The sequence below is a fragment of the Streptomyces sp. NPDC034043 genome, from assembly GCF_055575675.1.
Window position 1 is genome coordinate 71,641 of record NZ_JBVISF010000012.1, and the last position, 23,346, is coordinate 94,986.

General features: G+C 73.6%; 20 protein-coding genes. 7 read left to right on the plus strand and 13 right to left on the minus strand.

Annotated features, from left to right (window positions below):
* Positions 1-163: 163 nt before the first annotated feature.
* Complete coding sequence (locus ACZ51S_RS25955; protein WP_468962096.1) at positions 164-1,258, minus strand: amidohydrolase family protein; 1,095 nt, start codon at positions 1,256-1,258, stop codon at positions 164-166.
* A 67-nt stretch (positions 1,259-1,325) separates the two neighbouring features.
* Between ACZ51S_RS25955 and ACZ51S_RS25960 the strand changes: the two genes are divergently transcribed.
* Positions 1,326-2,399, plus strand: coding sequence for an aminotransferase class V-fold PLP-dependent enzyme (locus ACZ51S_RS25960; RefSeq protein WP_468886930.1), 1,074 nt, complete (start codon positions 1,326-1,328; stop codon positions 2,397-2,399).
* Positions 2,400-2,467: 68 nt separating this feature from the next.
* Here ACZ51S_RS25960 and ACZ51S_RS25965 read toward each other — a convergent pair whose 3' ends face one another.
* The 9 genes from ACZ51S_RS25965 to ACZ51S_RS26005 all read right to left on the minus strand — a co-directional run bounded on the left by ACZ51S_RS25965 (position 2,468) and on the right by ACZ51S_RS26005 (position 12,716).
* Positions 2,468-3,535: an aminotransferase class V-fold PLP-dependent enzyme gene (locus ACZ51S_RS25965; RefSeq protein WP_468962098.1), complete on the minus strand. Its 1,068-nt coding sequence runs from the start codon at positions 3,533-3,535 to the stop codon at positions 2,468-2,470.
* 95 nt (positions 3,536-3,630) lie between these two features.
* Positions 3,631-5,523 carry a DNA/RNA non-specific endonuclease gene (locus ACZ51S_RS25970; RefSeq protein WP_468962100.1) on the minus strand — a complete coding sequence of 631 codons (1,893 nt, stop codon included), beginning with the start codon at positions 5,521-5,523 and terminating at the stop codon, positions 3,631-3,633.
* Positions 5,524-5,789: 266 nt separating this feature from the next.
* The gene (locus ACZ51S_RS25975; protein WP_468886936.1) at positions 5,790-6,497 is read right to left on the minus strand and encodes a DsbA family oxidoreductase; all 708 of its coding nucleotides are present in this window, start codon (positions 6,495-6,497) and stop codon (positions 5,790-5,792) included.
* Positions 6,498-6,558: 61 nt separating this feature from the next.
* On the minus strand, positions 6,559-7,050 hold the full coding sequence (locus tag ACZ51S_RS25980) for a GNAT family N-acetyltransferase (protein ID WP_468478704.1): 492 nt from the start codon (positions 7,048-7,050) through the stop codon (positions 6,559-6,561).
* A 62-nt stretch (positions 7,051-7,112) separates the two neighbouring features.
* Positions 7,113-8,561: a peptidoglycan D,D-transpeptidase FtsI family protein gene (locus ACZ51S_RS25985; RefSeq protein ID WP_468478705.1), complete on the minus strand. Its 1,449-nt coding sequence runs from the start codon at positions 8,559-8,561 to the stop codon at positions 7,113-7,115.
* 62 nt (positions 8,562-8,623) lie between these two features.
* Positions 8,624-9,289, minus strand: a complete 666-nt coding sequence (locus tag ACZ51S_RS25990) for a response regulator (protein ID WP_468478706.1) — start codon at positions 9,287-9,289, stop codon at positions 8,624-8,626.
* The gene (locus ACZ51S_RS25995) at positions 9,286-10,623 is read right to left on the minus strand and encodes a sensor histidine kinase (RefSeq protein WP_468478707.1); all 1,338 of its coding nucleotides are present in this window, start codon (positions 10,621-10,623) and stop codon (positions 9,286-9,288) included. Before ACZ51S_RS25995 ends, ACZ51S_RS25990 begins: the two co-directional genes overlap by 4 nt.
* A gap of 106 nt (positions 10,624-10,729) precedes the next feature.
* Positions 10,730-11,821 carry a hypothetical protein gene (locus ACZ51S_RS26000; protein WP_468478708.1) on the minus strand — a complete coding sequence of 364 codons (1,092 nt, stop codon included), beginning with the start codon at positions 11,819-11,821 and terminating at the stop codon, positions 10,730-10,732.
* Between the two features lie 94 nt (positions 11,822-11,915).
* Entirely contained in the window at positions 11,916-12,716 is an 801-nt protein-coding gene (locus ACZ51S_RS26005; RefSeq protein ID WP_468478709.1) for an IclR family transcriptional regulator, read from the minus strand.
* 136 nt (positions 12,717-12,852) lie between these two features.
* Between ACZ51S_RS26005 and ACZ51S_RS26010 the strand changes: the two genes are divergently transcribed.
* The 4 genes from ACZ51S_RS26010 (at position 12,853) to ACZ51S_RS26025 (ending at position 16,191) form a co-directional block, all read left to right on the plus strand.
* Positions 12,853-14,379 (plus strand): aldehyde dehydrogenase (NADP(+)), encoded by a 1,527-nt coding sequence (locus ACZ51S_RS26010; RefSeq protein WP_468962102.1) that lies wholly within the window; start codon positions 12,853-12,855, stop codon positions 14,377-14,379.
* Positions 14,380-14,420: 41 nt separating this feature from the next.
* On the plus strand, positions 14,421-14,642 hold the full coding sequence (locus tag ACZ51S_RS26015) for a hypothetical protein (RefSeq protein WP_388945499.1): 222 nt from the start codon (positions 14,421-14,423) through the stop codon (positions 14,640-14,642).
* Between the two features lie 53 nt (positions 14,643-14,695).
* On the plus strand, positions 14,696-15,901 hold the full coding sequence (locus ACZ51S_RS26020; RefSeq protein ID WP_468478711.1) for a TerD family protein: 1,206 nt from the start codon (positions 14,696-14,698) through the stop codon (positions 15,899-15,901).
* Positions 15,902-16,014: 113 nt separating this feature from the next.
* Positions 16,015-16,191, plus strand: a complete 177-nt coding sequence (locus ACZ51S_RS26025; RefSeq protein WP_467888425.1) for a hypothetical protein — start codon at positions 16,015-16,017, stop codon at positions 16,189-16,191.
* 91 nt (positions 16,192-16,282) lie between these two features.
* Here ACZ51S_RS26025 and ACZ51S_RS26030 read toward each other — a convergent pair whose 3' ends face one another.
* Positions 16,283-17,740, minus strand: a complete 1,458-nt coding sequence (locus tag ACZ51S_RS26030) for an alkaline phosphatase PhoX (protein WP_468962104.1) — start codon at positions 17,738-17,740, stop codon at positions 16,283-16,285.
* A gap of 265 nt (positions 17,741-18,005) precedes the next feature.
* Positions 18,006-19,499, minus strand: coding sequence for a hypothetical protein (locus ACZ51S_RS26035; RefSeq protein ID WP_468478713.1), 1,494 nt, complete (start codon positions 19,497-19,499; stop codon positions 18,006-18,008).
* A 342-nt stretch (positions 19,500-19,841) separates the two neighbouring features.
* Between ACZ51S_RS26035 and ACZ51S_RS26040 the strand changes: the two genes are divergently transcribed.
* Together ACZ51S_RS26040 and ACZ51S_RS26045 are read left to right on the plus strand one after the other, a co-directional pair.
* The gene (locus tag ACZ51S_RS26040; protein ID WP_468962106.1) at positions 19,842-21,683 is read left to right on the plus strand and encodes an endonuclease/exonuclease/phosphatase family protein; all 1,842 of its coding nucleotides are present in this window, start codon (positions 19,842-19,844) and stop codon (positions 21,681-21,683) included.
* A gap of 237 nt (positions 21,684-21,920) precedes the next feature.
* A complete protein-coding gene (locus ACZ51S_RS26045; RefSeq protein ID WP_388945515.1) occupies positions 21,921-22,175 on the plus strand; it encodes a hypothetical protein in 255 nt (84 codons plus the stop codon).
* Between the two features lie 186 nt (positions 22,176-22,361).
* On the opposite strand, the gene dapD is transcribed toward ACZ51S_RS26045, so the two are convergent.
* Positions 22,362-23,342: a 2,3,4,5-tetrahydropyridine-2,6-dicarboxylate N-succinyltransferase gene (gene dapD, locus ACZ51S_RS26050; RefSeq protein WP_388945519.1), complete on the minus strand. Its 981-nt coding sequence runs from the start codon at positions 23,340-23,342 to the stop codon at positions 22,362-22,364.
* Positions 23,343-23,346: the final 4 nt, after the last annotated feature.

Consider the following 23,346-nt stretch of genomic DNA (forward strand, 5'->3'; position numbering starts at 1 on the left):
AATGGGGGACATCGCGCACGCCGACGGCTTCGACGTTCGAATCCTTGCGCACGGGGAGTGAACGGTCAGCAACCTGACGTCACTTCACCCCAAAGGGTGGTTTCCATGCATGTATTCGAATTTCCGCGCATCGCCCGGCCCAGGAGTCCCGCCGGCCCCACAACTAGGCCCGGACCACCCCGTTCACGACGACCCGCTCCGGCTGCGCCAGGGCCCGTACGTCGGCCCGCGGGTCGGCGGCGTAGACCACGAGGTCGGCGGGGGCGCCCTCGGTGAGGCCGGGCCGGCCGAGCCAGTCGCGTGCGGCCCAGGCCGTCGCCGAGAGGGCGTCCAGCGGCGGGATCCCGGCCTTCACCAGCTCCGCGACCTCGGCGGCGACCAGGCCGTGCGGCAGGGAACCCCCGGCGTCCGTGCCGACGTACACCTGGATGCCCGCGTCCCAGGCCGCCCGGACCGTGTCGTAGCGCCGCTCGTGCAGCCGCCGCATGTGCGCCGACCAGCGGGGGAACTTCGCCTCGCCGCCCGCCGCCAGCTTCGGGAACGTCGAGATGTTCACGAGGGTCGGCACGATCGCCACGCCGCGTTCCGCGAACAGCGGGATGGTGTCCTCGGTGAGCCCCGTGGCGTGCTCGATGCAGTCGATGCCCGCCTCGGCCAGGTCCCGCAGCGAGTCCTCCGCGAAGCAGTGCGCGGTGACCCGGGCCCCGAGCCGGTGCGCCTCCGCGATGGCGGCCTCGACCTCGGCGCGGGGCCAGCAGGCCGTCAGGTCACCGGCGTCGCGGTCGATCCAGTCCCCCACCAGCTTCACCCAGCCGTCGCCGCGGCGGGCTTCCCGGGCGACGTACTCCACGAGCTCGGGCGGCTCGATCTCGTGGGCGTAGTTGCGGATGTAGCGGCGGGTACGGGCGATGTGGCGGCCCGCCCGGATGATCTTCGGGAGGTCCTCGCGGTCGTCGATCCAGCGGGTGTCGGAGGGGGATCCGGCATCGCGGATGAGGAGGGTGCCGGCGTCCCGGTCGGTGAGGGCCTGCCGTTCGGCGGTGGGGGCGTCCACCGGGCCGTGGGCGTCGAGGCCCACGTGGCAGTGGGCGTCGACCAGGCCGGGCAGGGCCCAGCCGGTGACCGTGGTGACCTCGCGGGCGGCGGCCGGCCGCTCGAAGGAGACCCGTCCGCCGACGACCCACAGCTCGTCGCGCACCTCGTGGGCCCCGACCAGTACCCGCCCCTTCACATGGAGCACACCGTTGTGATCACTCATGCCCGCACTGTACGTGCGGGCTGGGTAGGCTCGGCCGGTAACCCCGGATGACGAAGAGAGCACCGACGTGACCCACCCCCTGCTGGACCTGCCGCCGCTGACCGCCGAGCACTTCGCGTCGATCGAGCGGGGGGTCGCGCGGCTGCTGGACACCCGCAACGACGTGGTGGTCACCCAGGGCGAGGCGCTGCTCCCGCTGGAGGGGTGCATCCGCTCGGGGGCACGGCCGGGTTCGACGGCGCTGAACATCGTCACCGGGCCGTACGGGACCACGTTCGGCAACTGGCTGCGCGACGCCGGGGCGAAGGTGGTGGACCTGGCGGTGCCCTTCGACACGGCCGTCACCGGTGAGCAGGTCGCCGGGGCGCTGGCCGCTCACCCGGAGATCGATTTCGTCTCGCTGGTGCACGCCGAGGCGGCCACCGGCAACACCAATCCGGTCGCGGAGATCGGTGAGGCGGTACGGGCCCACGGGGCGCTGTTCATGCTGGACGCGGTGGCGTCGGTGGGAGCCGAGCCGCTGCTGCCGGACGCGTGGGGCGTGGACCTGTGCGTGATCGGCGCGCAGAAGGCCATGGGCGGCCCGGCGGGGGTGTCGGCGGTGTCGGTGAGCGGGCGCGCCTGGGAGCGGTTCGCGGCCAACCCGGCCGCCCCGCGCCGTTCGTACCTCTCGCTGCTCGACTGGAAGGAGCGCTGGATCGACGGCGGCCGCAAGGCGCTGCTCCACGCGCCCGCGCAGCTGGAGATGCTGGCACTGGAGGCCTGCCTGGACCGGATCGCGGCCGAGGGGCCCGCGGGCGTGCTGGGGCGGCACGCGGCGGCTGCCCGGGCCACCCGGGCGGGCGCGGCGGCGCTGGGCGTCGCCCCGTGGGTCGGGGACCCGGCTCAGGCGGCGCCGGTGGCGACCACGCTGCGGGTCGCGGACGCCTCGCCGGTGGTGGCGAAGGCGCTGGCGGCGGACCCCTCGGCCCCGCTCGCGGCGGGCGGCGGGGCGCTGGCCCGGGAGATGGTGCGGGTCAACCACTACGGCCCGGCGGCCTCGCCCGAAGCGGTCGGGGCCGCGCTGGGGGCGCTGGCCCGGGCCCTCGGCGCGGATCCGGCGCCGGCCCTGGCCGCGGCTTCGGCGGCCTGGGCGGCGTAGCGGACCGGATCCGGCGCCGGGTCGGTCCGGCTCGGCGGTCCGTTGCCGCGGTCCCGGTCCGGCGCCGGTCAGCCGGACAGCACGTCCAGCAGCCGGTCGACGTCCGCCTCGGTGTTGTAGAGGTGGAAGGAGGCCCGCAGGGCGCCCTCCCGGGCGGAGGTGTGGATCCCGGCGGCCGCCAGGGCGGGCTGGCGGTGGGCCAGGCCCGGTACGGAGACGATCGCGGCGGCGCCGGGGACGGGCTGGTGCCCAAGGCGGGCGAGCCCGGCCCGGTAGCGGGCGGCGAGTGCGATGTCGTGGGCGTGGACGGCCTCGACGCCGATGCGCTCCAGCAGTGCCAGGGAGGGCTCGGCCGCGTAGTAGGGGAGGAAGGCCGCCGACTCGTCGAAGCGGCGGGCGTCGGCGGCGAGTTGCCGCATGGGGCCGTAGACGGCCTCCCACTTGGACTCGGCCGCCACCCAGCCCGCGTGCAGCGGGGTCAGTCCGGGCTGGGCCTCCGCGGAGACCGTCAGGTACGAGGCGCCGCGGCCGCCGAGCAGCCATTTGTAGCCGCCGGTGACGGTGTACTCGTACGGCGAGGCGTCGAAGGGCAGCCAGCCCGCGGCCTGGGTGGCGTCCACGAGCATCCGCGCGCCGTGCGCGGCGGTCGCGGCGCGGACGGCGGCGAGGTCCGCCGTACGGCCGTCGGCGGACTGTACGGCGCTCAGCGCGACCAGGGCGGTGTCCGGGCGGACGGCTTCGGCGAGGGATTCCAGCGGGGCGAAGCGGACCTTGAGGTCGCCGCGCAGCACGAACGGGTTCATGACGGAGGCGAAGTCCCGCTCCGGCACGAGGACTTCGGCGCCGACGGGCAGGGAGGCCGCGATCAGGCCCACGTGGGTGGCGACGGACGACCCGACGGCGACGCGCCGCGGGTCGACCGTGACGAGCCGGGCGAAGGCGGCCCGCACCCGCTCGACGCGGTCGAAGTCGCCGGCTCCGGCCGGGAGTCCGGCGCCGGCCGCCTCGGCGAGCCCACGTACGGCGGCGACGGCGGACCGGGGCAGGACGCCTGCGCCGGCGGTGTTGAGGTAGGTGGTGGAGTGCGCGAACTCGGCGGCGCACGCCCGGGTCACGTCGGAGAGCGGAAGATCCATGCCGTCCACTCTGCGGCGACTCCCTCTAAAAGTCCATTGCCGAGTTTTGCTCACTTTCCCAAAGGCGGGCTTATGGGGGCCGAGGCCCGCTCCGCTCAGCTCCAGTCGATGTCCGCCTGGCTTTCCAGCGGGGCCCGTTCCTCCAGGGATTCCGGTACCACCAGGGTGTCCGCGTCCGTCATCACGGCGGGGAAGCGGATGTGGGCCGCCTTCTGGACCTCCGCGACCTTGACCTGGAACACCCGGAACTCGTCCAGTTCGAGGGCTTCCGGCAGGACGATGTTCTGCGCCAGCAGGAAGGCCTTGGCCTTGAACGTGCCGTGTTCGGAGTAGGCGATGACCTTCCAGAACGCGCGCGGGATCCGCACGTCGCGGAACTCCCGGTCGTCCTCCTGGAAGACCGGCCCGCCGAACACGCTGACCTTGAGGTCGTCGACGTCGACGTCCTCGAACACCGCGTCCTCCAGCCTTCCCCAGATGCCGCCGCGCTTGCTCTGGTTGAAGTCGTCCATCTGCGGGGCGATGTTGGTGTAGAAGAACGAGTCCTTGTTGGCCCGCTGCGCCTCGGGAAGCGGGCCCCAGCAGAGGTCGGCGCGGCGCGCTATGTGGCCCCGGTCGAGGCGGTTGACCTTGCCGCCCTTGTCCTTGTACAGCTCGTTGTCGACCTGGACCCCGGACGGCAGGCGCGGGTCCTTGAAGAAGTCCCTCGGGCGTTTGAGCGCCTTGAGCGCGCCGCCGTCTATGTTCCAGGCCACCCAGATGGCGAAGCGCCGCGGCCTGCTCAGCGCCAGCGAGAAGTGGGTGTACGCGATCACCTCGGAGCCGTCGAGCCGTACCGCGGTGTCCTTGACCGACGGGTTGAGCGACGGCGTGCCGACCGGTACGGCGAGGAAACCCGGGTCGTACCCGGTCAGGGATTCCAGCGAGGCGGTGGACGGCGCCTCCAGGGTGACCTTCAGCTGCTCGAACACCGCGCGCGGGAAGCAGGCGAGCGCCCGGTCCACGGGATCGGATTCGTCCTCGCCGCCGAAGTGCAGGCCGGCCAGTACGTCCGAGGGCCTGCCCGAACGCGTCTTGAACATCCAGGCCGAACCGGAGTCGCCGAAGGTGCTGATCTCACCGCCGGCCGGCGGATGGCGGGGGTCGGGGCCGATCTCGAAGCACTCGATCTCCTTCGTCCCGATCGGCGGGCCGTAGGGGACGCGGACCTTGACGAAGGGACGGGTCACGATCCCGTGCGTGACGCCGGTGGTCCGCCCGGACTTGACGACCTTGTCGCCGATGTGCGGCTCGCCCAGCTGTTTCGGCGTGACCCCGAGGCCGAGGATGTCGGTCTCGACGCCGCGGTCGGTGATCGTCGACACGGCGCAGTCGCCGACCGTGCCGAGGTGGGCGCGCCGCAGGGCGCCGAGGCGGTTCGCGGCGAAGCGGCTGTCGTCGTCCGTGCCCGGCTGGACGATCTCGTCGCCCGCCTGGCCCTCCCGGCCGTTCAGGACGTGCCAGTTGCTCAGCAGGCAGGTGGCACCGTCGTTCTTGTCGAAGACGATGCATCCGAGGGTGCCGGCGTGCAGACGGACGCTCCCGACGCTCACCCCCGGACGGACCGGGTCGACGCGCTTTTGCCGCTCCGGCGTCTGCGGCTCGGCGACGACGAGGAAGTGCGGCTGGTAGCTGCGTTCGATCACGTCGGTGTGCAGCACGAGGCCGTCGCCGATGTCGATGGCCTCGGGTATCTCCGTGGTGCCCAGCGCCCTCATCCCCTCGGGCCGCACCTTGGTGTCGACCGTGAACTGGAGGGTGAGTTCCTTGGTCCGCTTCCCCTTCTCCGTCTCCTTGTAGCCGATGCCGATCGAGGAGATGTTCGGGTCCTTGAGGTACGCGGACCCGTGGGTACGGATGTACTGCTTGGCCAGGACGATGAGCCTGTCCTGCCCGTCCGCCGATGTGGCGGCACGGGGCTTGGCGGACGAACGCTTCTTGGCGGCCATCGGGGTCTCCTTCCGCAAAGGAGTTCGGATCCCCGAGTTGGTTGAAAGCGAAGCGAACTGAGGCGCCCCCAGCTACCGCTGGGAGGTGCCCCGGCGAGCAGGCCGGGGCGCGCGCCATGCGTGTGTACGTCCAGCCTACGGCCGGGCCGCCGGGCGAGCGCGCCGAGCGGCCGTGGGCGCTGCGGGCGCTGCGGGTGGTGCGAGGGGCGGTGCGACGGGGCGCCCGGTACGGGTGGTACGCGGGCGCCCTGGGGAGGGATCGGCGGTCAGGCCCCGGGGACGGCGCAGGCGCCGTCGGGCTCGCAGGCACCGGCGTCCGCGGCCGTCTCCACCGTCTCGCGCCCGGCCCAGGCCTGCTCCAGCGCGCGGGTGAACACCTCGGCGGGCTGCCCGCCGGAGATGCCGTAGCGCCGGTCCAGGACGAAGAACGGCACGGCGTTGGCTCCCAGTTCGGCCGCCTCGCGCTCGTCGGCCCGTACCCGGTCCGCGTAGGCGGAACCGTCGGCGAGGACCGTACGGGCCTCCGCCCCGTCGAGCCCGGCCTCCACGGCCAGCGCGAGCAGCACCTCGGAATCGAAGACGGACCGTTCCTCGGCGAAGTGGGCGCGGAACACCAGGTCGAGGAGCTCCTCCTGCCGTCCCCGGGCGGCGGCCAGGTGCAGCAGGCGGTGGATGTCGAAGGTGTTGCCGTGGTCGCGGCCCTCGGTCCGGTACTCCAGCCCCTCGGCGCGGGCGCCGGCGGCGACGTGCTCCTCCATGCCGCGCGCCTCCTCGAGGGTGCGGCCGTACTTGCGGGCGAGCATCTCCAGAACGGGGGCGGTGACGCCCTTGGCGCCGTTCGGGTCCAGCTCGAAGGACCGGAAGACGACCTCCACCTCGTCGCGGTGAGCGAACTCGGCCAGCCCCTTCGTGAACCGGGCCTTGCCGATGTAGCACCACGGGCAGGCGATGTCGCTCCAGATCTCGACGCGCATGTTCCTTCTTCTCTCCAGGGAGGACCAATCGGTTTGCGATTCAACCAACTGCTGTTCCGTCTCATTCCCCGGACGCCGGGCCCACCTCCAGCCAGAGCGTGCGGTGGGAGCCTGCGGGCCCGCCGTCGGGCTCCGGCCGCCAGCCGCGGGAGGCGTAGAAGGCCTGGGCGCGCAGGTTGTGCTCGTAGACCTCCAGGCGGACCCGCTCGATCCCGGCCCGCCGCCACCCGGCGAGGCAGGCGGCGTGCAGGGCGGCTCCGGTGCCGCGGCGCCAGTGGCCGGGGTCGACATGGAGCTGGGTCAGGGTGGTCACTCCGTCGGCCGTGAGGTAGGCCGCCACCCCGATGACCTCGCCGTCCCGCTCCGCGCACAGGACCCGCCCCTGGGCGGCGGGCCGGGCCACCGCCCGCGACCAGCCCTCGCGGGTGCGGGCGAGCTCGGTCTCGCCCGCGTAGGCCTGTTCGGGGACGCGGCCCCGGTAGTAGGTGGCCCGGGCCCGGGTGTGCAGGGCAGCGATGGCGTCGAGGTCGGAGGCGCGTGCGGTCCGGATCATGAGAAGGGGAACGCGCCGGGAACCGTGTCGGTTCCCGGCGCGCGGGCCCGTGGGCGGGGCGGTTACTTCTTCAGCCAGGCCGCCATCATCTTCTGGGCGATCGGCGCCGCCAGCTTGCCGCCGCCGATCTCGGAACGGTCGGTGTCCGAGTTCTCGATCATCACGGCCACCGCGATCTGCTTGCCGCCCGCCTTGCCGTACGAGGTGAACCAGGCCAGCGGCGGGATGTTGTTGTTGACGCCGCGCTGGGCGGTACCCGTCTTGCCGCCGACCTCGGCGCCCGGGACCTGCGCGGGCTTGCCGCCGCCCTCGGTGGCGACCGTGCGCATGGCGTCCTGGAGCATGGAGGCCGTCTTCGGGCTCATCACCTGCTCCGTCTTCCGGTCCTTGAAGTCCTCCAGCACGTTGCCGTCGGCGTCGGTGACCTCGGAGACCATGTGCGGGGCGACCAGCTTGCCGCCGTTCTGGATCGCGGCGGTCACCATGGCCATCTGCAGGGGGGTGGCCTGCACGTCGAACTGGCCGATTCCCGTCTGCGCGACCTGGTCGACCGACAGCTTCTTCGTGGGGTACGTGCTCGGCGGGTTGGTGCGGACCGGGGTGTCGATCTGCGTGTTGAAGCCGAGCTTCTCCGCCGTCGCCCGCATCTTGTCCTGGCCGAGCTTGGAGGCGAGCTCGGCGAAGACGTTGTTGCAGGACAGCTTGAGGGCGGTGCGCGCCGAGACGTTGTTGCAGGCCTCGTCGCCCGCCTCGCTGGGCAGCTTGGTGCGGGTACCGGGAATGGTGTACGCGCCCGGAACGCCCGTCGGCGTGTCGATGCTGGTCACCAGGCCGTTCTCGATCGCCGAGGCGAGGGTGACCAGCTTGAAGGTGGAGCCGGGCGCCTGGGGCTTGCGCAGCGCCACGTTCTCCATGGCCTTGCCCTTGTCGGCGGCCAGCTCCTCCCAGGCGGCGGAGTCGTTGGCGCCCGTGATCCGGCCCGGGTCGTAGGAGGGGTTGTTGACCACGGCGAGGATCCGGCCGGTCGCCGGGTCGATGGCCACGGCCGCCCCCTGCTTTCCGCCGAGGGCGTCGTAGGCGGTCTTCTGCACACCCTTGTCGATGGTGGTCAGGACGTTGCCCGGATCCGCCCGCTTGTTGGTGAGCATGTCCATCATCGTCTTCAGCCGGGTGTCCGAACCGTTGAGGATGTTCTTGTAGACGCCCTCCAGCATGGTCGTGCCGAAGGCCTGGGAGCTGTGTCCGGTGATCGGGGCGTAGAGCGGACCGTCCACATAGGTCCGCTTGTACGCGAAGTCCTTGCCGCCCGTCTGCGTGGAACCGGTGATCGCCTCACCGCCCACGATGATGTTCCCCAGTGGGTTCTCGTACTGCCCGATGAGGTTGCGCCTGTTGTTCTTGTCGTCTGCGAGGGCCTGGCCTTGGTACGCCTGCACCCAGGTGACCCGCACCATGAGGGCCAGCACCAGAAGCAGACAGAAGACCGACGCACGCCTGATCGTTTTGTTCATCCCCCAGAAGGACGTACGAGCGGCCGTGGGCGTTCCGCCGCGCCCCGATTGTGGCCGGGTTCTCAGCCTTTCCTCATGATGAAGCCCCCCTCGTAGGCGGCTATGACGGCCTGGGTGCGGTCGCGGGAGCCGGTTTTGGCGAGGACCGCGGCCACATGGGTCTTGACCGTCTGCGGGCCGACGCCGAGGTGCTCGCTCATCTCGTGGTTGGACAGTCCGGTGGCCATCAGCCGCAGGACGTCCGCCTCCCGGTCGGTGAGGCGGGCCGCCCAGGCCGGGGCCGCGGGCGGGGCGGGCGGCGTGTGGGCGGCGGCCAGGGAGCGCACGGCCGCCGGGAAGAGCAGCGAGTCCCCCCGGGCGACGAGGCGGACCGCGCCGATCAGCTCGTCGGGGTCGGCCCGCTTGAGGAGGAACCCGGAGGCGCCGGCGCGCAGCGCGTCGTAGACGTAGGAGTCGTTCTCGAAGGTGGTGACGACCACGATCCGGGGCGGGTCGGTCATGGACCGCAGGATCTGCCCGGTGGCGCGGATGCCGTCGATCTCCGGCATGCGCACGTCCATCAGCACCACGTCCGGGGACAGGGAGCGGACCAGCGGGACGGCCTCCGCGCCCGTGGCCGCCTCGCCGACGACCTCCATGTCGGGCTCCGCTTCGAGGATGACCCGCAGGGCGGTACGGACCATCCGCTCGTCGTCGGCGATGACGATGCGCAGCGGCGGCCGGCTCATCGCCCGGCTCCGGTGGCGGCGCCGAGCGGCAGCACCGCGCGCAGGCGCCACCGGCCCTCGTGCGGACCGGCCTCGACGCTGCCGCCGAGCAGGGCGGCGCGCTCGGCGGCGCCGCGCAGTCCGCGGCCCCCGGTGGTGCGCCGCCGTTCGCCCTCGGGGGCGGCCGGGGCCTGGGCCGGCGGGTTGGTCATGGTGATCTCCAGTTCGCGGTGGCGGTCGGGGGTGTGGACGCGGATCAGCAGGGCGACGGGGCCCCGGCCGTGGCGCAGGGCGTTGCTCAGGCCCTCCTGGACGATCCGGTAGGCCTCGCGGGAGGCGATGGCGGGGAGCTGCTCCCAGTCCCCGGCGGGCCCGGGGTCCTGCTGGACGGTGACGGTGGTACCGCCGGCCCGGGTGCGGGACAGCAGCCCCTCGAGGTCGGCTGCGAGGGTCGGCGCGGGTGCGGCGTCGGCCCGGGCGGGGTCGCCGTCCCGCAGCAGGCCGAGCACCGTGTCGAGCTCGCCGACGGTGCGCCGGGTGGTCTCCTCGATCGCGGCGAGCGCCTCCCGTACGAACTCCGGATCGCGGTCGAGCACCCGCCGGGCCGCGCCCGCCTGGAGGGTGACGGCGCTCAGGGCGTGCCCCACGGCGTCGTGCAGCTCCCGGGCCAGCCGGTTGCGTACGGCGAGGTCCGCGGCCCGTTCCTCGGCGGCGGCCAGCCGGTCCGCCGCGGTCGGTCCGAGGAGTACGGGCGCGAGCCGGGCGAGCAGCGCCCCCGCCGCCGCGGAGCTCAGGACGACCAGGGTCAGCAGCCCCACCCCGAGCAGCGGGGAGGCGTAGCGGTACGCCCCGGTGACGAGCCAGCCCGCCCCGACGGACGCCCGGCGCAGGGAGCCGGAGAACGGCAGCAGGATCAGCACCAGCGCGGCGGGCGTCGCCGCGAGGGTCATCCCGCTGATCACCGCCCCGACCCCCAGGTGCAGGGTCCACCAGGCGGAGGCCCGCCACCGCGCCCCCCACGACCGGGCGGGCCCGTCGGCCGGCGGCTCCCCCGGCACCTCGCACAGGGTCCGCACCGCCGACGCCGACAGCGGCCGGACGAGCCCGTACAGCCCGGTGACGGCGACCAGCGGCAGCGCGGCGGCGTACGCGACCAGGGCCAGGGGGAAGGAGGACAGAGCATTGACCCCGCCGGCGGCGATGCCGACCACCACCTGGCTGAGCAGGAAGTACGGCATCAGCAGGGCCCCGCCGAGTACCAGGTGCACCCAGCGCAGCCGGGCCCGCGTCCCCAGCACGATCCCGCACCACCGGCGCACCGCCCCCGTCCCGCGCACCGCTCCGGTCCCGCTCATGCCCTCCCCCTTTCCCCCGCGGGCCGCTCGTCCCGGCCCGCCCGTCCCCCGCCGCAATGCCGCCCCCGGGCCTCCGCCCCGCGCCCCGGGGGCCGCCCGCACCGCCTCAGCGCGCTCGGCGGGAGGGGAGGTGGCGGACGAGGACCGCTGCGGCGAGCAGCCCGGTGATCATCTGGCCAGCGTAGGTCAGGTACGTGACGGCGGTGGCCTGTTCGCCGGTCCCGAAGTCCACCCCGAGAGCGGCGCTCAGCAGCCACGCCCCCCAGCTCAGCGTCGCCGCCGAGCCGATCCAGGTGAGGGCCAGCGGCCACCGCGCCGGGCGCCCGCCCCGGGCCAGCAGCACCGCCCCCAACGCCGCGGCGAGCGCGCACACCGCGTGCGCCGCCGACACCACGCCGGTCTCCGCCGAGTAGAGGGCCACCCGCTGGGCGGGCAGCCCGGCGCTCCCGCCGAAGGCCCAGTAGAGGAACGCCGCGCCCACCGCGCCGCCCGCCAGCGCGGCGGTTCCCGCCACCACCCCCGTGGGAGACGGGAGCCGCCGCTCCGGCGCGCCCTGCCGGCCGTCGCCCCAGCGCTCCCGCGCATAGGAGACGAAGAGACCGGCGAGGGCGATCCCCTGGAGGATGAAACCGCTGTAGACGACGGTGAACACCCAGGGGTCGAGGAAGGGTTCCCGGGCCGCCTCCACGGCTTCCCCGGCCCCCATGCCCAGGGCCTTGACGAGGACTTGGGCCGGGAACCCCAGGGCTATCGGGGTGAGCAGCCCGGAGGCGACGTACGCCGGAACGGCCAGCAGCCATCCCGGCAACCGTCTGCCCCAGGGCATGGTGAGCGCCAGCACGAGCACGATGAGGGTCGCGTCCATGGCCAGCGTCACCGCGTTGCCCACGGTGACCTGCAGGCCGCCCTTGAGCAGTACGCTGCCCGCCGGTATGCCGATGTCGCTCCCGCTCAGCCAGGCCGTCTTGAGCGTCAGGTACGGCAGGGTGGCGGCCAGCGCCACGGCCCGCAGGATCCGCCGCCCGGTCCGCCCGGTCCGCCCGGTCGTCGTGCCCGTCGCGGTGGTCGCGTTCCCCGCGGCCATCGCCGTGGTCGCGTTCCTCGCGGCCGCCGGGTTCGAGGCGTCGGTGGCGTGGATGGGGTCGATGAGGTCGATGGGGCCGGTCGGCTGCTCCGCGTGGACTGCTCCTGTGGTCATGTCCCCACGGTCGCCCGTACCCGCCCCCCGCCACCTCCCCCACGAAGGTGAACCGTCTCCCCCGCACGGGGGAGGCGGTGTCCGGCGCGGCTCCTCACATGCGCCGCGTCACGACCGACAGCCGGTCCCGCGCCTCGAACAGGGCCGCCTTGATGACCCGTTCGTGCCCGTCCGTCAGCCGCGCCACCGGCACCGAACAGCTCACCGCGTCACGCGCCGGCGTCCGGTAGGGGATGGCCACGCCGAAGCACCGCAGGCCCAGCGTGTTCTCCTCCCGGTCCACCGCGTACCCCTGCTCCCGCACCAGCGCCAGCTCCTCCACCAGCTGCTCCCGGTCGGTGATGGTGTGCTCCGTGACCGCCTCCAGCCGCTTCGGCAGCAGCGCGCGCACCTCGGCGTCGGTGTGCGTGGCCAGCAGGGCCTTGCCGAGCGCGGTCGAATGGACGGGCAGCCGCCGCCCCACCCGGGTGAAGGGCCGCAGGTAGTGCTGGGACTGCCGGGTGGCCAGGTAGACCACGCTCGTCCCGTCCAGCCGCGCCAGGTGGATGGTCTCGGTGGTGTCGTCGGAGAGCCGGTCCAGGGTGGGCCGGGCCGCCGCCACCACCTCGTCCCCGTCGATGTACGAGCTCCCGACCAGCAGGGCCCGTACGCCGATGCCGTACCGCGTACCGGTGGCGTCGGTCTCCACCCAGCCCAGGTTCACCAGCGTGCGCAGCAGCATGTAGAGGCTCGACTTGGGCAGCGAGAGGTCGTTCTGGATGTCGGCGAGGCTGTGGAGGCCGGGCCGTGCCGCGAAGTGCTCCAGGAGCATGACCGTGCGCACCGCCGACTTCACCGGCGCCGCCGTCGCGGGCACCCCCGGCTCGGCCGGCCCGGCCGTCTCGGCTGTCGTCATACGCCTCTTCCCCTCTGGTCGGCTCTGATCGCCTCTTGTCACCCGGTGGGCGCGGAAATAGAGTCCGCAACAGAAGTGATCATTCATCCACCGGAACGCCGTTCAGAATACTGAACGGTCCAGGAGGTAGCGGGCCATGGCAGCGACACCAATCTGGAGTGTGGACCCCCGCACCGGGAAGCAGCGCGAACCGGTTGCGGTGGAAGCCACACCCGAGGACGTGGACCGGGCCGTACGCGCGGCCCACGCCGCCCGCGGCTCCCTGGCCGACGCCGCCGTCCGGGCCCGCTTCCTGCGCACGGCCGCCGGGCTGCTCGACGAGGCCGGCCCGCTCGTGGTGGAGACGGCCGACGCGGAGACGGCGCTGGGCCCCGGCCGCCTCAGCGGCGAACTGGCGCGCACCACCGGCCAGCTGCGCGCCTTCGCCGACGCCGTCGAGGAGGGCTCCTACCTCGACGTCCGGATCGACCGCGCCGACCCCACCCTCAGCCCGCCGCGCCCCGAGCTGCGCCGCTACAAGGTGCCGCTCGGCGTCGTCGCCGTGTACGCCGCCTCCAACTTCCCGCTGGCCTTCTCCGTGCCCGGCGGGGACACCGCGAGCGCGCTGGCCGCGGGCTGCCCGGTGGTGGTCAAGGCCCACCCCGACCATCCGGCCACCTCGGAGCTGTGCGCCTCGCTGCTGCGCCGGGCGGCGGTGGCGTGCGGGCTGCCGGCGGAACTGGTCGCCCTGGTCCACGGCTTCGACGCCGGGCTGGAGCTGGTCCGCCACCCGCTGGTGGCCGCCGCCGGGTTCACCGGTTCCCTCCGCGGCGGGCGGGCACTGTTCGACGCGGCCGCCGCGCGGCCGGTGCCGATCCCCTTCCACGGCGAGCTCGGCTCCCTCAACCCCGTCGTGGTCACCCCGGCGGCCGCCGCCGAGCGCGCCGAGGAGATCGGTGCCGGACTCGCGGGCTCGGTCGCCCTGGGCGTCGGCCAGTTCTGCGTCAAGCCCGGCCTGGTCCTGGTCCCCGACGGCCCCGACGGCGACCGGCTCACCGGCGCGCTCGCCAAGTCCCTCGCCGAGACCGGCCCCGGGGTCCTGCTCGACCACCGGATGCGGGACGGCTTCCTCGCCGGCGTCCGGGAGCGGGCCGCCCTCCCCGGTGTCACCGCGCCCGTCACCCCGGGCCCGCACGGCGAGCACGCCGTCGGCGCCGGTTTCCTGAGCGTGCCCGCGGCCGCCCTGCTGGCGGACGGCGCCCACGAGGTGCTGCTGGAGGAGTGCTTCGGCCCGGTGACCGTCGTCGTCCGGTACGCCGATCCGCGGGAGGCCGCCGGAGTGCTGGGCCGGCTCGGCGGGAACCTCAGCGCCACCCTCCAGCTCTCGCACGCCGAGACCGAGGGCGCACCCGGGCCGGCCGCCGCGCTGATCGCGCAGGTCACGGGGCTGGCGGGGCGGATCGTGGTGAACGGCTGGCCGACCGGCGTCGCGGTGGCCCCGGCCCAGCACCACGGCGGCCCGTACCCGGCGGCCACCTCGCACTCCACCTCCGTCGGCGGCACCGCGATCGAGCGGTGGCTGCGCCCCGTGGCCTACCAGTCGGTGCCGGACGCGCTGCTTCCGCCCGAGCTGCGCGAGGCCAACCCGCTGGGCGTGCCGCGCCGCGTGACCGGCGCCGGGTAATTGCGTTGCCGCCCCGCTCCCGGCGGGGCAGGCTGCGCTCCATGCCAAAGCCGCAGGGGTTCACGTACGAGGTGCACGGCGACCGCACCGTCCGCATCACGCACCGGGGCCGCGCCGCGGGCACCCTTCGGGGCGCCCGGGCCGACAGGTTCCTGGCCGAGGTCGAGTCCGGCGACGCGCAGCTGGTGATGGCCCGCTGGACCGGCGCCTACAAGTTCGGCAACGAGCGCACCGCCCGGAACCACCCCCGCAACCGGCGCTGAAATCCGGGCCGAGGGTAAGGGAACGGCAAAGGGCCTCCGGTCGTTCTCCGGGCATGACCGCTATGACCCCTGGTTCCAACCTGCCGCTCGACACCGCCCGTGTGACGGTGGACGTGGCTGCCCCGGTGCGTCTCGACGTGTCGGGGCTGCTGCTCACGGCCGACGGCAAGGTGCGCTCCGACGCCGATTTCATCTTCTACAACCAGCCGTCCGGGCCCGGTGTCGAGTACCGGTCCGGCGGCGGTTCGGCGCCTGACTCGATCACCGTGGACACCGGCGCGCTGCCGCCCGGCATCGAGCGGATCGTGGTCACCGCCAGTCCCGACGCGGCCGGGCAGACGTTCCAGGGCGTCGAGCCCACCGCCACCGTGCGGGACGCGGCCGGCGGTGCGGTGATCGCCACGTTCACCCCGCCGCGGCTGGGGTCGGAGACCGCCCTCGTGGTCGTCGAGATCTACCAGCGCGGCGGTGTCTGGAAGGTGCGCGCGGTCGGCCAGGGGTACGCCAACGGCCTCGCGGGCATCGCCACCGACTTCGGGGTGTCCGTGGAGGAGGAGCCGGCCCCGCCCGCGGCCGCCGCCCCGGCCGCCCCCGCCCCCGTGACCCCGGCCGCGCCCGTGACCCCGGCCGCCCCGCCGGTGCCGGCGGCGCCCCCCGCCGCGCCCGCGCCCCTGGGCGCCGGGAAGATCAACCTCGACAAGGGCCGGGTCAGCCTCCAGAAGAACCAGACCGTCTCGCTGGTCAAGGGCGGCCGCCCGCTGCTGTCCCAGGTGAAGATGGGGCTGGGCTGGGAGCCGGCCTTCCGCGGCCGCGACATCGACCTCGACGCGTCCGTCATCGCCTACGGCCCGCAGCGCAACCACATCGACAGCTGCTACTTCGGCAAGCTGTCGATCCTGAACGGCGCCATCAAGCACTCCGGGGACAACCTCACGGGTGAGGGCGCCGGGGACGACGAGGTCATCGTCGTGGACCTCGGCCGGCTGCCCGCCGACGCCACCGGGCTGGTCTTCACGGTGAACTCCTTCTCCGGCCAGAAGTTCACCGAGGTCGCCAAGGCCTACTGCCGGCTGATGGACGCGGCGAGCGGGGAGGAGCTGGTCCGCTTCGACCTGACCACGGCCGAGCCGCAGACCGGGGTCATGATGGCCAAGCTCATCAAGCAGTTCTCCGGCGAATGGGAGATGACGGCCATGGGCGAGTTTGTGAAGTCCCGCACAGTGCGCGGCATGGTCAAGCCCGCCTCGCAGGCACTCTGAGCAGGTGGGCGGGCATATGCCGGCACCGGTGAGCCGGGCGGCGGCGATCCGGGTGATGGATGCCACGCGTAATCCGGAGGTGGCTGTCAGTGCCCGCCCGTAGCCTTGGAACCATGCAGAACACACTCCGGCCCGCGGGTCCCGCGCGTCCGTCCGCCGCCGAGGCGAACGAGGCGATACGGCACCTGGTCGAGACCTGGGACGGTGAGTGGCCCTCGGAGGCGTACGAGTTCCTGCTCGAGGAGTGGGCAGCGGCCTCGCGCGCCGAGGAGATGGCCACCGTCCGGTGAAGCGTTCCCGGGGCACAGGGGTGCCCCGGGACGCCGTCCTGCCCTTACGGGAGCGCCACTTCGGCCGGGGCGCGGCCGCCAGGCGTCCGCGTCAGCGCGGGGAGCGCCGCCAGGGGCCGGTGATGGCCACCATGACGCCCGGGTCCTGGATGCAGGCGTACAGGGTGCGCCCGTCCGGGGAGAAGCAGACCCCGGCGAATTCCGAGTACTCCGGCTCCTCGGCCGTCCCGATGTTGAGCTCGTTGCGCGCCAGCGGGTAGACGCGGCCCGACTCCGTGGCGCCGAGCAGGTGTTGGCGGCCCTCGCCGTCCTCGGCGATGACCAGACCCCCGTACGGCGACACGGTGACGTTGTCGGGGCCGTCGTGGCCCCCCTCGGCGGACGGGTCCCGGTTGACGCCGATCAGGACGACGAGGCGGACCGTGCGCCGCTTGGGGTCGTAGAACCACACCTGGCCGTCGTGCGCGGCGCCCGGGCTCTCCTCCCGCGCGTAGGAGGAGACGAAGTAGGCACCCCCGTCGGCCCACCACATCCCCTCCAGCTTGCGCCCCCTGGTGACGGCGCCGGCCGCGAACTGCTTGCGCACCGGAAGGCCGCGCGCGTCGCGGTCGGTGACCTCCACCCAGTCCACCCCGTACACGGTGCCCGTCTTCGTGGCGCGCGAGAGGTCGTCCACGAACCGGCCGTGGCTGTCGAAGCACTTGGCGGCCGCGAGCACTCCGGCGTCGTCGGCGAGGGTACGCAGCCTGCCGCGCCCGTGCCGGAAGCCGTGCGGCGGGGTCCAGCGGTAGAGGAGCCCGTTGGGGCCCGAGGCGTCCTCGGTCAGGTAGGCGTGGCCCTGGCGCGGGTCGATGACGACGGCCTCGTGCGCGTACCGGCCGAACGCCTTGACGGGCCGCGGGTCGCGGTTGGCCCGGCGGTCGTGCGGGTCGACCTCGAAGACGTAGCCGTGATCCTTGGTCATGCCGTTCTTCCCGGCCAGGTCCTCGGTCTCCTCGCAGGTCAGCCAGGTGCCCCAGGGGGTGGCGCCGCCGGCGCAGTTGGTCGACGTACCGGCGATGCCCACCCATTCGGCGACCTCACCGCCGCGCCGGACCTCCACGACGGTGCAGCCGCCGGACGCGGCCGGGTCGTAGACGAGGCCCTCGGCGAGCGGTACGGGGTGCGCCCAGCGGCTGCGCGGTCCCTTCAGTTCGTGGTTGTTGACGAGCAGGGTGACTCCGCGGTGCCCTTCGAAGGCGGCGGTCCCGTCGTGGTGGGACGGGGTGCTCTCGCCGGAGTCGAGGGTGGTGACGCCGGTGCGGGTGATCACGCGGTAGCCGAAACCGGCGGGCAGGGCCAGCAGTCCGTCGGGGTCCGCGACGAGCGGTCCGTAACCGGGGGCGTGCGGGCCGCCGTGTGCGTCGGGGGTGTCGGTCCCGTCGGTGCGGGGGTCGTCGGCGGCCAGGGCCCCGGGGGCGGTGGCGAGGGCGCCGACCGTCCCGGTGAGCGCGACGCCCGCACCGGCGAGTGCGGTGCGGGCGGTGAAGTCTCTGCGGCTGAGGGGCATCGGGTCTCCAGGGGTGGGGAGGTGGTGCGCCTGACGTACGGTCGCAGGCGCACACGCTCCCGCCCGTACGTGAACGGCGGCTGAACTACCCGCGAATGCGGACCGAGCCCTTGCCGGTCGGCGGAATGGCGAGCTCCGGCCCCGGATTCGGCCTGTTGTCCACCACCGGCGGACCCCGGCGGACACCCCGGCCCGCCCGGTCCCACGGCGCGACGCGCGCCGGATCCCCCGTCCGGCCGCCCGCCCCCACCACAGCCCCGCCGGGTCAGGGCTGCCGGGAGCGGGCCTTGAACGCGGCCTTGCGCGCCTCCTTCGCGGCCTTCTTGTCCGGGTGCAGCCGTCCCATCGCCTCCAGGACGTACGCGGTGGCGGGGTGCTCCACCCGCCACGCCTGCTCGAAGAAGCCGGTGTGGTGCTCCGTCAGGCTCCGCATCAGCAGCGGCAGCTCCTCGGTCTCCCCGTCCGCGGCGAGCTGCGCCGCGATCGTGTCCACCGTCAGCCAGAACACCATCTCCCCGTCCGGCGCCGGTACGCCGGTCACCCCGTGCTCGGCGAGCCAGACCCGGGCGAGCCCGCCCAGCTCCCGGTCGTCCAGGACGGCGCGGACCGCCGGCTCGGCCTCCGGCCCGGCCGGGGCGAGCGCCTGCTGGCAGCGCAGCCGGCGCAGCGGGGCGCCCTCGTCGTCACCGCGGGCGGCGGCCAGCAGTTCGGCGACGGCGTCCGGCAGTTCGCGCCCGGCCAGCCACTGCTCGATCTCGGCTTGGGCGGCCTCCTCCGGGTAGAAGGAGACGGCGTCGAGCAGCGCGTCGGCGCCCTTGTCGGCCAGCTCGCCGACGGCGGGGGCCTCGACCCCGGCTTCGAGCATCCGGGCGCGGACGCCGTACAGGCCGAGCGGGGTCAGCCGTACCATCCCGTACCGGGACACGTCCTCGTCGTCCTCCTCCCCCGGCCCCGCGGCGGCGGTGTCCCCGAGCTCGTCCGCCTCGGCCAGCAGCGCCTCGTCCACGGGGCGGTACTCGACGAGCCCGATGGGCTCCAGCTGCCGGAACTGGTCGTCGAGGCGCATCATCGCGTCCGACACCTGTTCCAGCACGGCGTCGGTCGGGTCGCCCATCTCGTCCGGCACGATCATCGACGCGGCGAGCACCGGCAGCGGCACCGGGCCGTCGCCCGCCCCGCCTTCGGTGACGGTGAGCAGGTAGAGGTTGGCGAGCACTCCGTCGAGGAAGTCCGCTTCGCGCTGGGGGTTCCAGTCGAGGCGGTCGAAGTCGATCTCGCCGCCCGCGTCGAGGGCGTCGACGAGGTCGTCCAGGTCGGGTACGGCCGCGTCCGCGAGGACGGTGTCCAGGGCGGCCAGCCACAGGTCGAGCACGTCGCCGGGCGCCCCGCCGGCCAGCAGGGCGAGGTCCTCGCCGGGGGTCGCGGTGCCGTATTCGGGCTCGCCCGCCTCGGCTCCGTCGCCGCTGTCCTCCTCCGGCTCGGTCACGTCGACGAGGCCGGTGTCGACGGCCACCCGCCAGGCCTGGCTCGCGTGCACGGGGGAGTCCTCGTCGGCAGCGTCGAGGCCGAGCACCTCGGCGGCCTCGGGCAGCTGGTCGGGGGCGAGTTCGCCGCCGACGTCCACACGGGTGTCGGGTCCGGCCCAGCGGGCGAGGCGGACGGCGCGGGCGAACAGCGGGGCGACGAGGGCGTCGCGGGCCAGCTCCGCATCGGAGTGCAGCCGTACCGGCGGCAGCGTGGGGTGCGGCTCTGCGGACATGGGGTGGTTCTCCTCGGACGGGACGCGCGGGGCGGTGGGGCGGCTGAACGGTGGGCGAGCGGTGGGACGGACGGGGTGGCGGCGTCCGCCTGGCGGGATGCCATTCGGACGTGTGGCCGAAAACACACGCGGACGGGCCGTCAGGCCCGTTGCGGCGACCCAGCGTAGACGCAATCGGGGCAGGCCCGGCGGCCATGGCCTTTGGTTCATCCCACAGTCAGCCTCCGTATCCCCTGGAGGCCTTGACAACGTCCGTGGTCACCCAGGAAATTGACGCGCGTAGATGTACATGGGCCGTCAAGAGCCCGCACCCCCCTCCTCCACACACCGGAGTTCCCGCCCATGCGCTCCTCGCATCCCCGTTCCGCCGCCGTCGCCGCCCTCGTGGCCACCGCCCTGGCCACCGGCCTGCTCGTGGGCACGGCCGACGCGGCCGAAGGCGCCGTGTCCGCCGATCCGATACGCATCCACGACATCCAGGGCACGACCCGGATCTCCCCCTTCAACGGCAAGCAGGTCGCCGACGTCGAGGGCATCGTCACGGGCGTGCGCACCTACGGCTCGCGCGGCTTCTGGATCCAGGACCCGGACGCCGACGACAACCCGGCGACCAGTGAGGGCGTCTTCGTCTTCACCGGCTCCGCCCCGACCGTCTCCGTCGGCGACGCCGTCAAGGTCTCCGGCACGGTCGGCGAGTACGTCCCCGGCGGCGCGAACTCCGGCAACCAGTCCGTCACCCAGATCAGCAAGCCCGCGGTGACGGTCGTCTCCTCGGGCAACGCGCTGCCCGCCGCCACCGCGATCACCGAGTACACCGTCCCCGCGGAGTACGCCCCGGCCGGCGACCCGGCCGCCGGCGGCAGTGTCAACGGCCTGACCCTGGAGCCGTCCCGTTACGCCCTGGACCACTACGAGTCCCTCGAGGGCATGAACGTCCGCATCGGCACCTCGCGCGTGGTCGGCGCCACGTCCCCGCACGCCGAGCTGTGGGTGACGGTGAAGGGCTGGGAGAACGCCGCCAAGCGCGGCGGGACCGTCTACGGCTCGTACGAGTCCCAGAACACCGGCCGCCTCCAGATCCAGCAGCTCGCGCCGCTCGCGCAGCAGCCCTTCCCGGTGGCCAACGTCGGCGACCGGCTGACCGGCACCACCGAGGGCCCCCTCGACTTCAACCAGTTCGGCGGCTACACGCTGGTGGCGCGCACCCTCGGCACGGTGAAGGCCGGCACCCTGGCCCCCGAGAAGACCAAGCCCCAGTCGCCCGGCGAGCTCGCGGTGGCCACGTACAACGTGGAGAACCTCGACCCGACCGACCCGCAGGAGAAGTTCGACAACCTCGCCAAGGCGGTCGTGACCAACCTGGCCTCGCCCGACATCGTGACCCTGGAGGAGATCCAGGACGACAACGGCGCGAAGAACGACGGCACCGTCTCCGCCGAGCAGACGCTGACGAAGTTCACCGACGCGATCAAGGCGGCGGGCGGCCCGGCGTACCAGTGGCGCTCCGTCGCCCCGGAGAACAACAAGGACGGCGGCGAGCCCGGCGGCAACATCCGCCAGGTGTTCCTGTTCAACCCGGCGCGCGTCTCCTTCACCGACCGCGCCGCGTGCGACGCGGCGACGGCGACCGGTGTGACGACGGAGAAGGGCAAGGCCGCCCTGACCCACTCCCCCGGCCGGATCGACCCGGCGAACCCGGCGTGGGCCGACAGCCGCAAGCCGCTGGCGGGTGAGTTCGTCTTCCGCGGCCGCACGGTCTTCGTGATCGCCAACCACTTCGGCTCCAAGGGCGGCGACGAGGCCCTGACCTCGCACCACCAGCCGCCGGTGCGGAAGTCGGAGGAGAAGCGGCTCCTGCAGGCGCAGGCGGTGAACGGCTTCGTGAAGCAGCTCCTGGCCGTCGACAAGAACGCGTCCGTGCTCGCGCTCGGCGACATCAACGACTTCGAGTTCTCCGCGACGACGCAGGCGCTGGAGGACGGCGGCGCGCTCTACTCGGCGATCAAGTCGCTGCCGAAGACGGAACGCTACTCCTACGTCTTCCAGGGCAACGCGCAGGTGCTGGACCAGATCCTGACCAGCCCGTCGATCAAGAACTTCAGCTACGACAGCGTGCACATCAACGCCGAGTTCGCCGCGCAGAACAGCGACCACGACCCGCAGGTGCTGCGCTTCCGCCCGTAACCCGCACCCCAGGGGCCCGGCCGTCCTCCCGGCGGCCGGGCCCTGGTGGAGGCGGTACGGATCCGCGCGGACCGGCGGGGCGGTGGCCCGCCGCGGCTTCGCGCGCAGGGGAGTCGGGGCTTTCGGCCCTGGCGTGACGCTGGACACACCGGGGCCAAAATCTTCCGGTTGTGGTGTTGAGTGTCCCCACGCCCGAACTTGCCCTCCTTGTACCCCCGCACTCCGGGAGGACCGCTCGTGTTCCCCTCCATCTCGCTCGTCCAGGAGATCGGCCTCGCCGTCCTCGCCGTGGCCGCCCTCGTCTGGGTCTTCGGTCTCGGCCACATGCTGTGGGACAGCCGCTTCCACCAGCCCGAGCCGGCCGTCCACGAGGGCCTGCCGGTGATCCCGGCCCAGCGCCGCGCGGACACGCACCCGATGGAGTCGGTGCAGCTGACCGAGGCGGAGGAGCAGGCCTTCGCGGGCCTGATCCGCACGATCGCCCCGAGCTGACGGGCCCCGCCCGAAGCCTTCCGGAACGCCCCTCGCCCCTTTGGCGCGAGGGGCGTTCCGGCATGTGCACGCGGCGCCGACCGCAGCCCGGCCGGGGGCGGCCCGCCGGACCAACGGCGAGTGCCCTCCCGCGTCCGGCGGGAGGGCACTCGGTGGTGACGGACGGCGGGCGCGGCCGGCCGGGCGTCAGTTGTGGCTGTGCAGGACCTCGTTGAGGCCGCCCCAGTTCGCCTTGTACGGGCGGGCCTCGACGGCGCCGGTGACCGAGTTGCGGCGGAAGAGGATGTTGTCGGCGCCGGAGAGCTCCAGGGCCTTGACGATCTGACCGTCCGGCAGGGTCACGCGGGTGCCCGCGGTGACGTAGAGGCCGGCCTCGACGACGCACTCGTCGCCCAGCGCGATGCCGATGCCCGCCTCGGCGCCGACCAGGGTGCGCTCGCCGATCGAGATGATCTGCTTGCCGCCGCCCGAGAGGGTGCCCATGGTGGACGCGCCGCCGCCGATGTCGGAGCCGTCGCCGACCACGACGCCCGCCGAGATGCGGCCCTCGACCATGGAGGTGCCCAGGGTGCCGGCGTTGAAGTTGACGAAGCCCTCGTGCATGACGGTGGTGCCCTCGGCGAGGTGCGCGCCGAGGCGGACGCGGTCCGCGTCGGCGATGCGCACGCCCTTGGGGGCGACGTAGTCGGTCATGCGGGGGAACTTGTCGATCGAGGTGACCTGGAGGTGCAGGCCCTCGGCGCGCGCGTTCAGGCGGACGGTCTCGACCTGGTCGACGGCGACCGGGCCCAGGGAGGTCCAGGCGACGTTGGCGAGCAGGCCGAAGACCCCGTCCAGGTTCTGGCCGTGCGGCTTGACCAGGCGGTGGCTCAGCAGGTGCAGGCGCAGGTACGCGTCGTGCGCGTCCAGCGGCTTGTCCTCCAGGGAGGCGATGACGGTGCGGACGGCTACGACCTCGACCCCGCGGACCGCGTCCGAGCGGATGGCCTTGGCCGCGGCCGCGCCGAGGAGCTCCACGGCCTGCTCGGCGGTGAGGCGCTCGGTGCCGGCCGGGCCGGGTTCGGCGGCCAGCTCGGGGGCGGGGAACCAGGTGTCGAGGACGGTGCCGTCGGCGGCGATGGTGGCAAGTCCGGCGGCGACGGCGCCGGTGGTACGCGTAGCAGTCATGCCC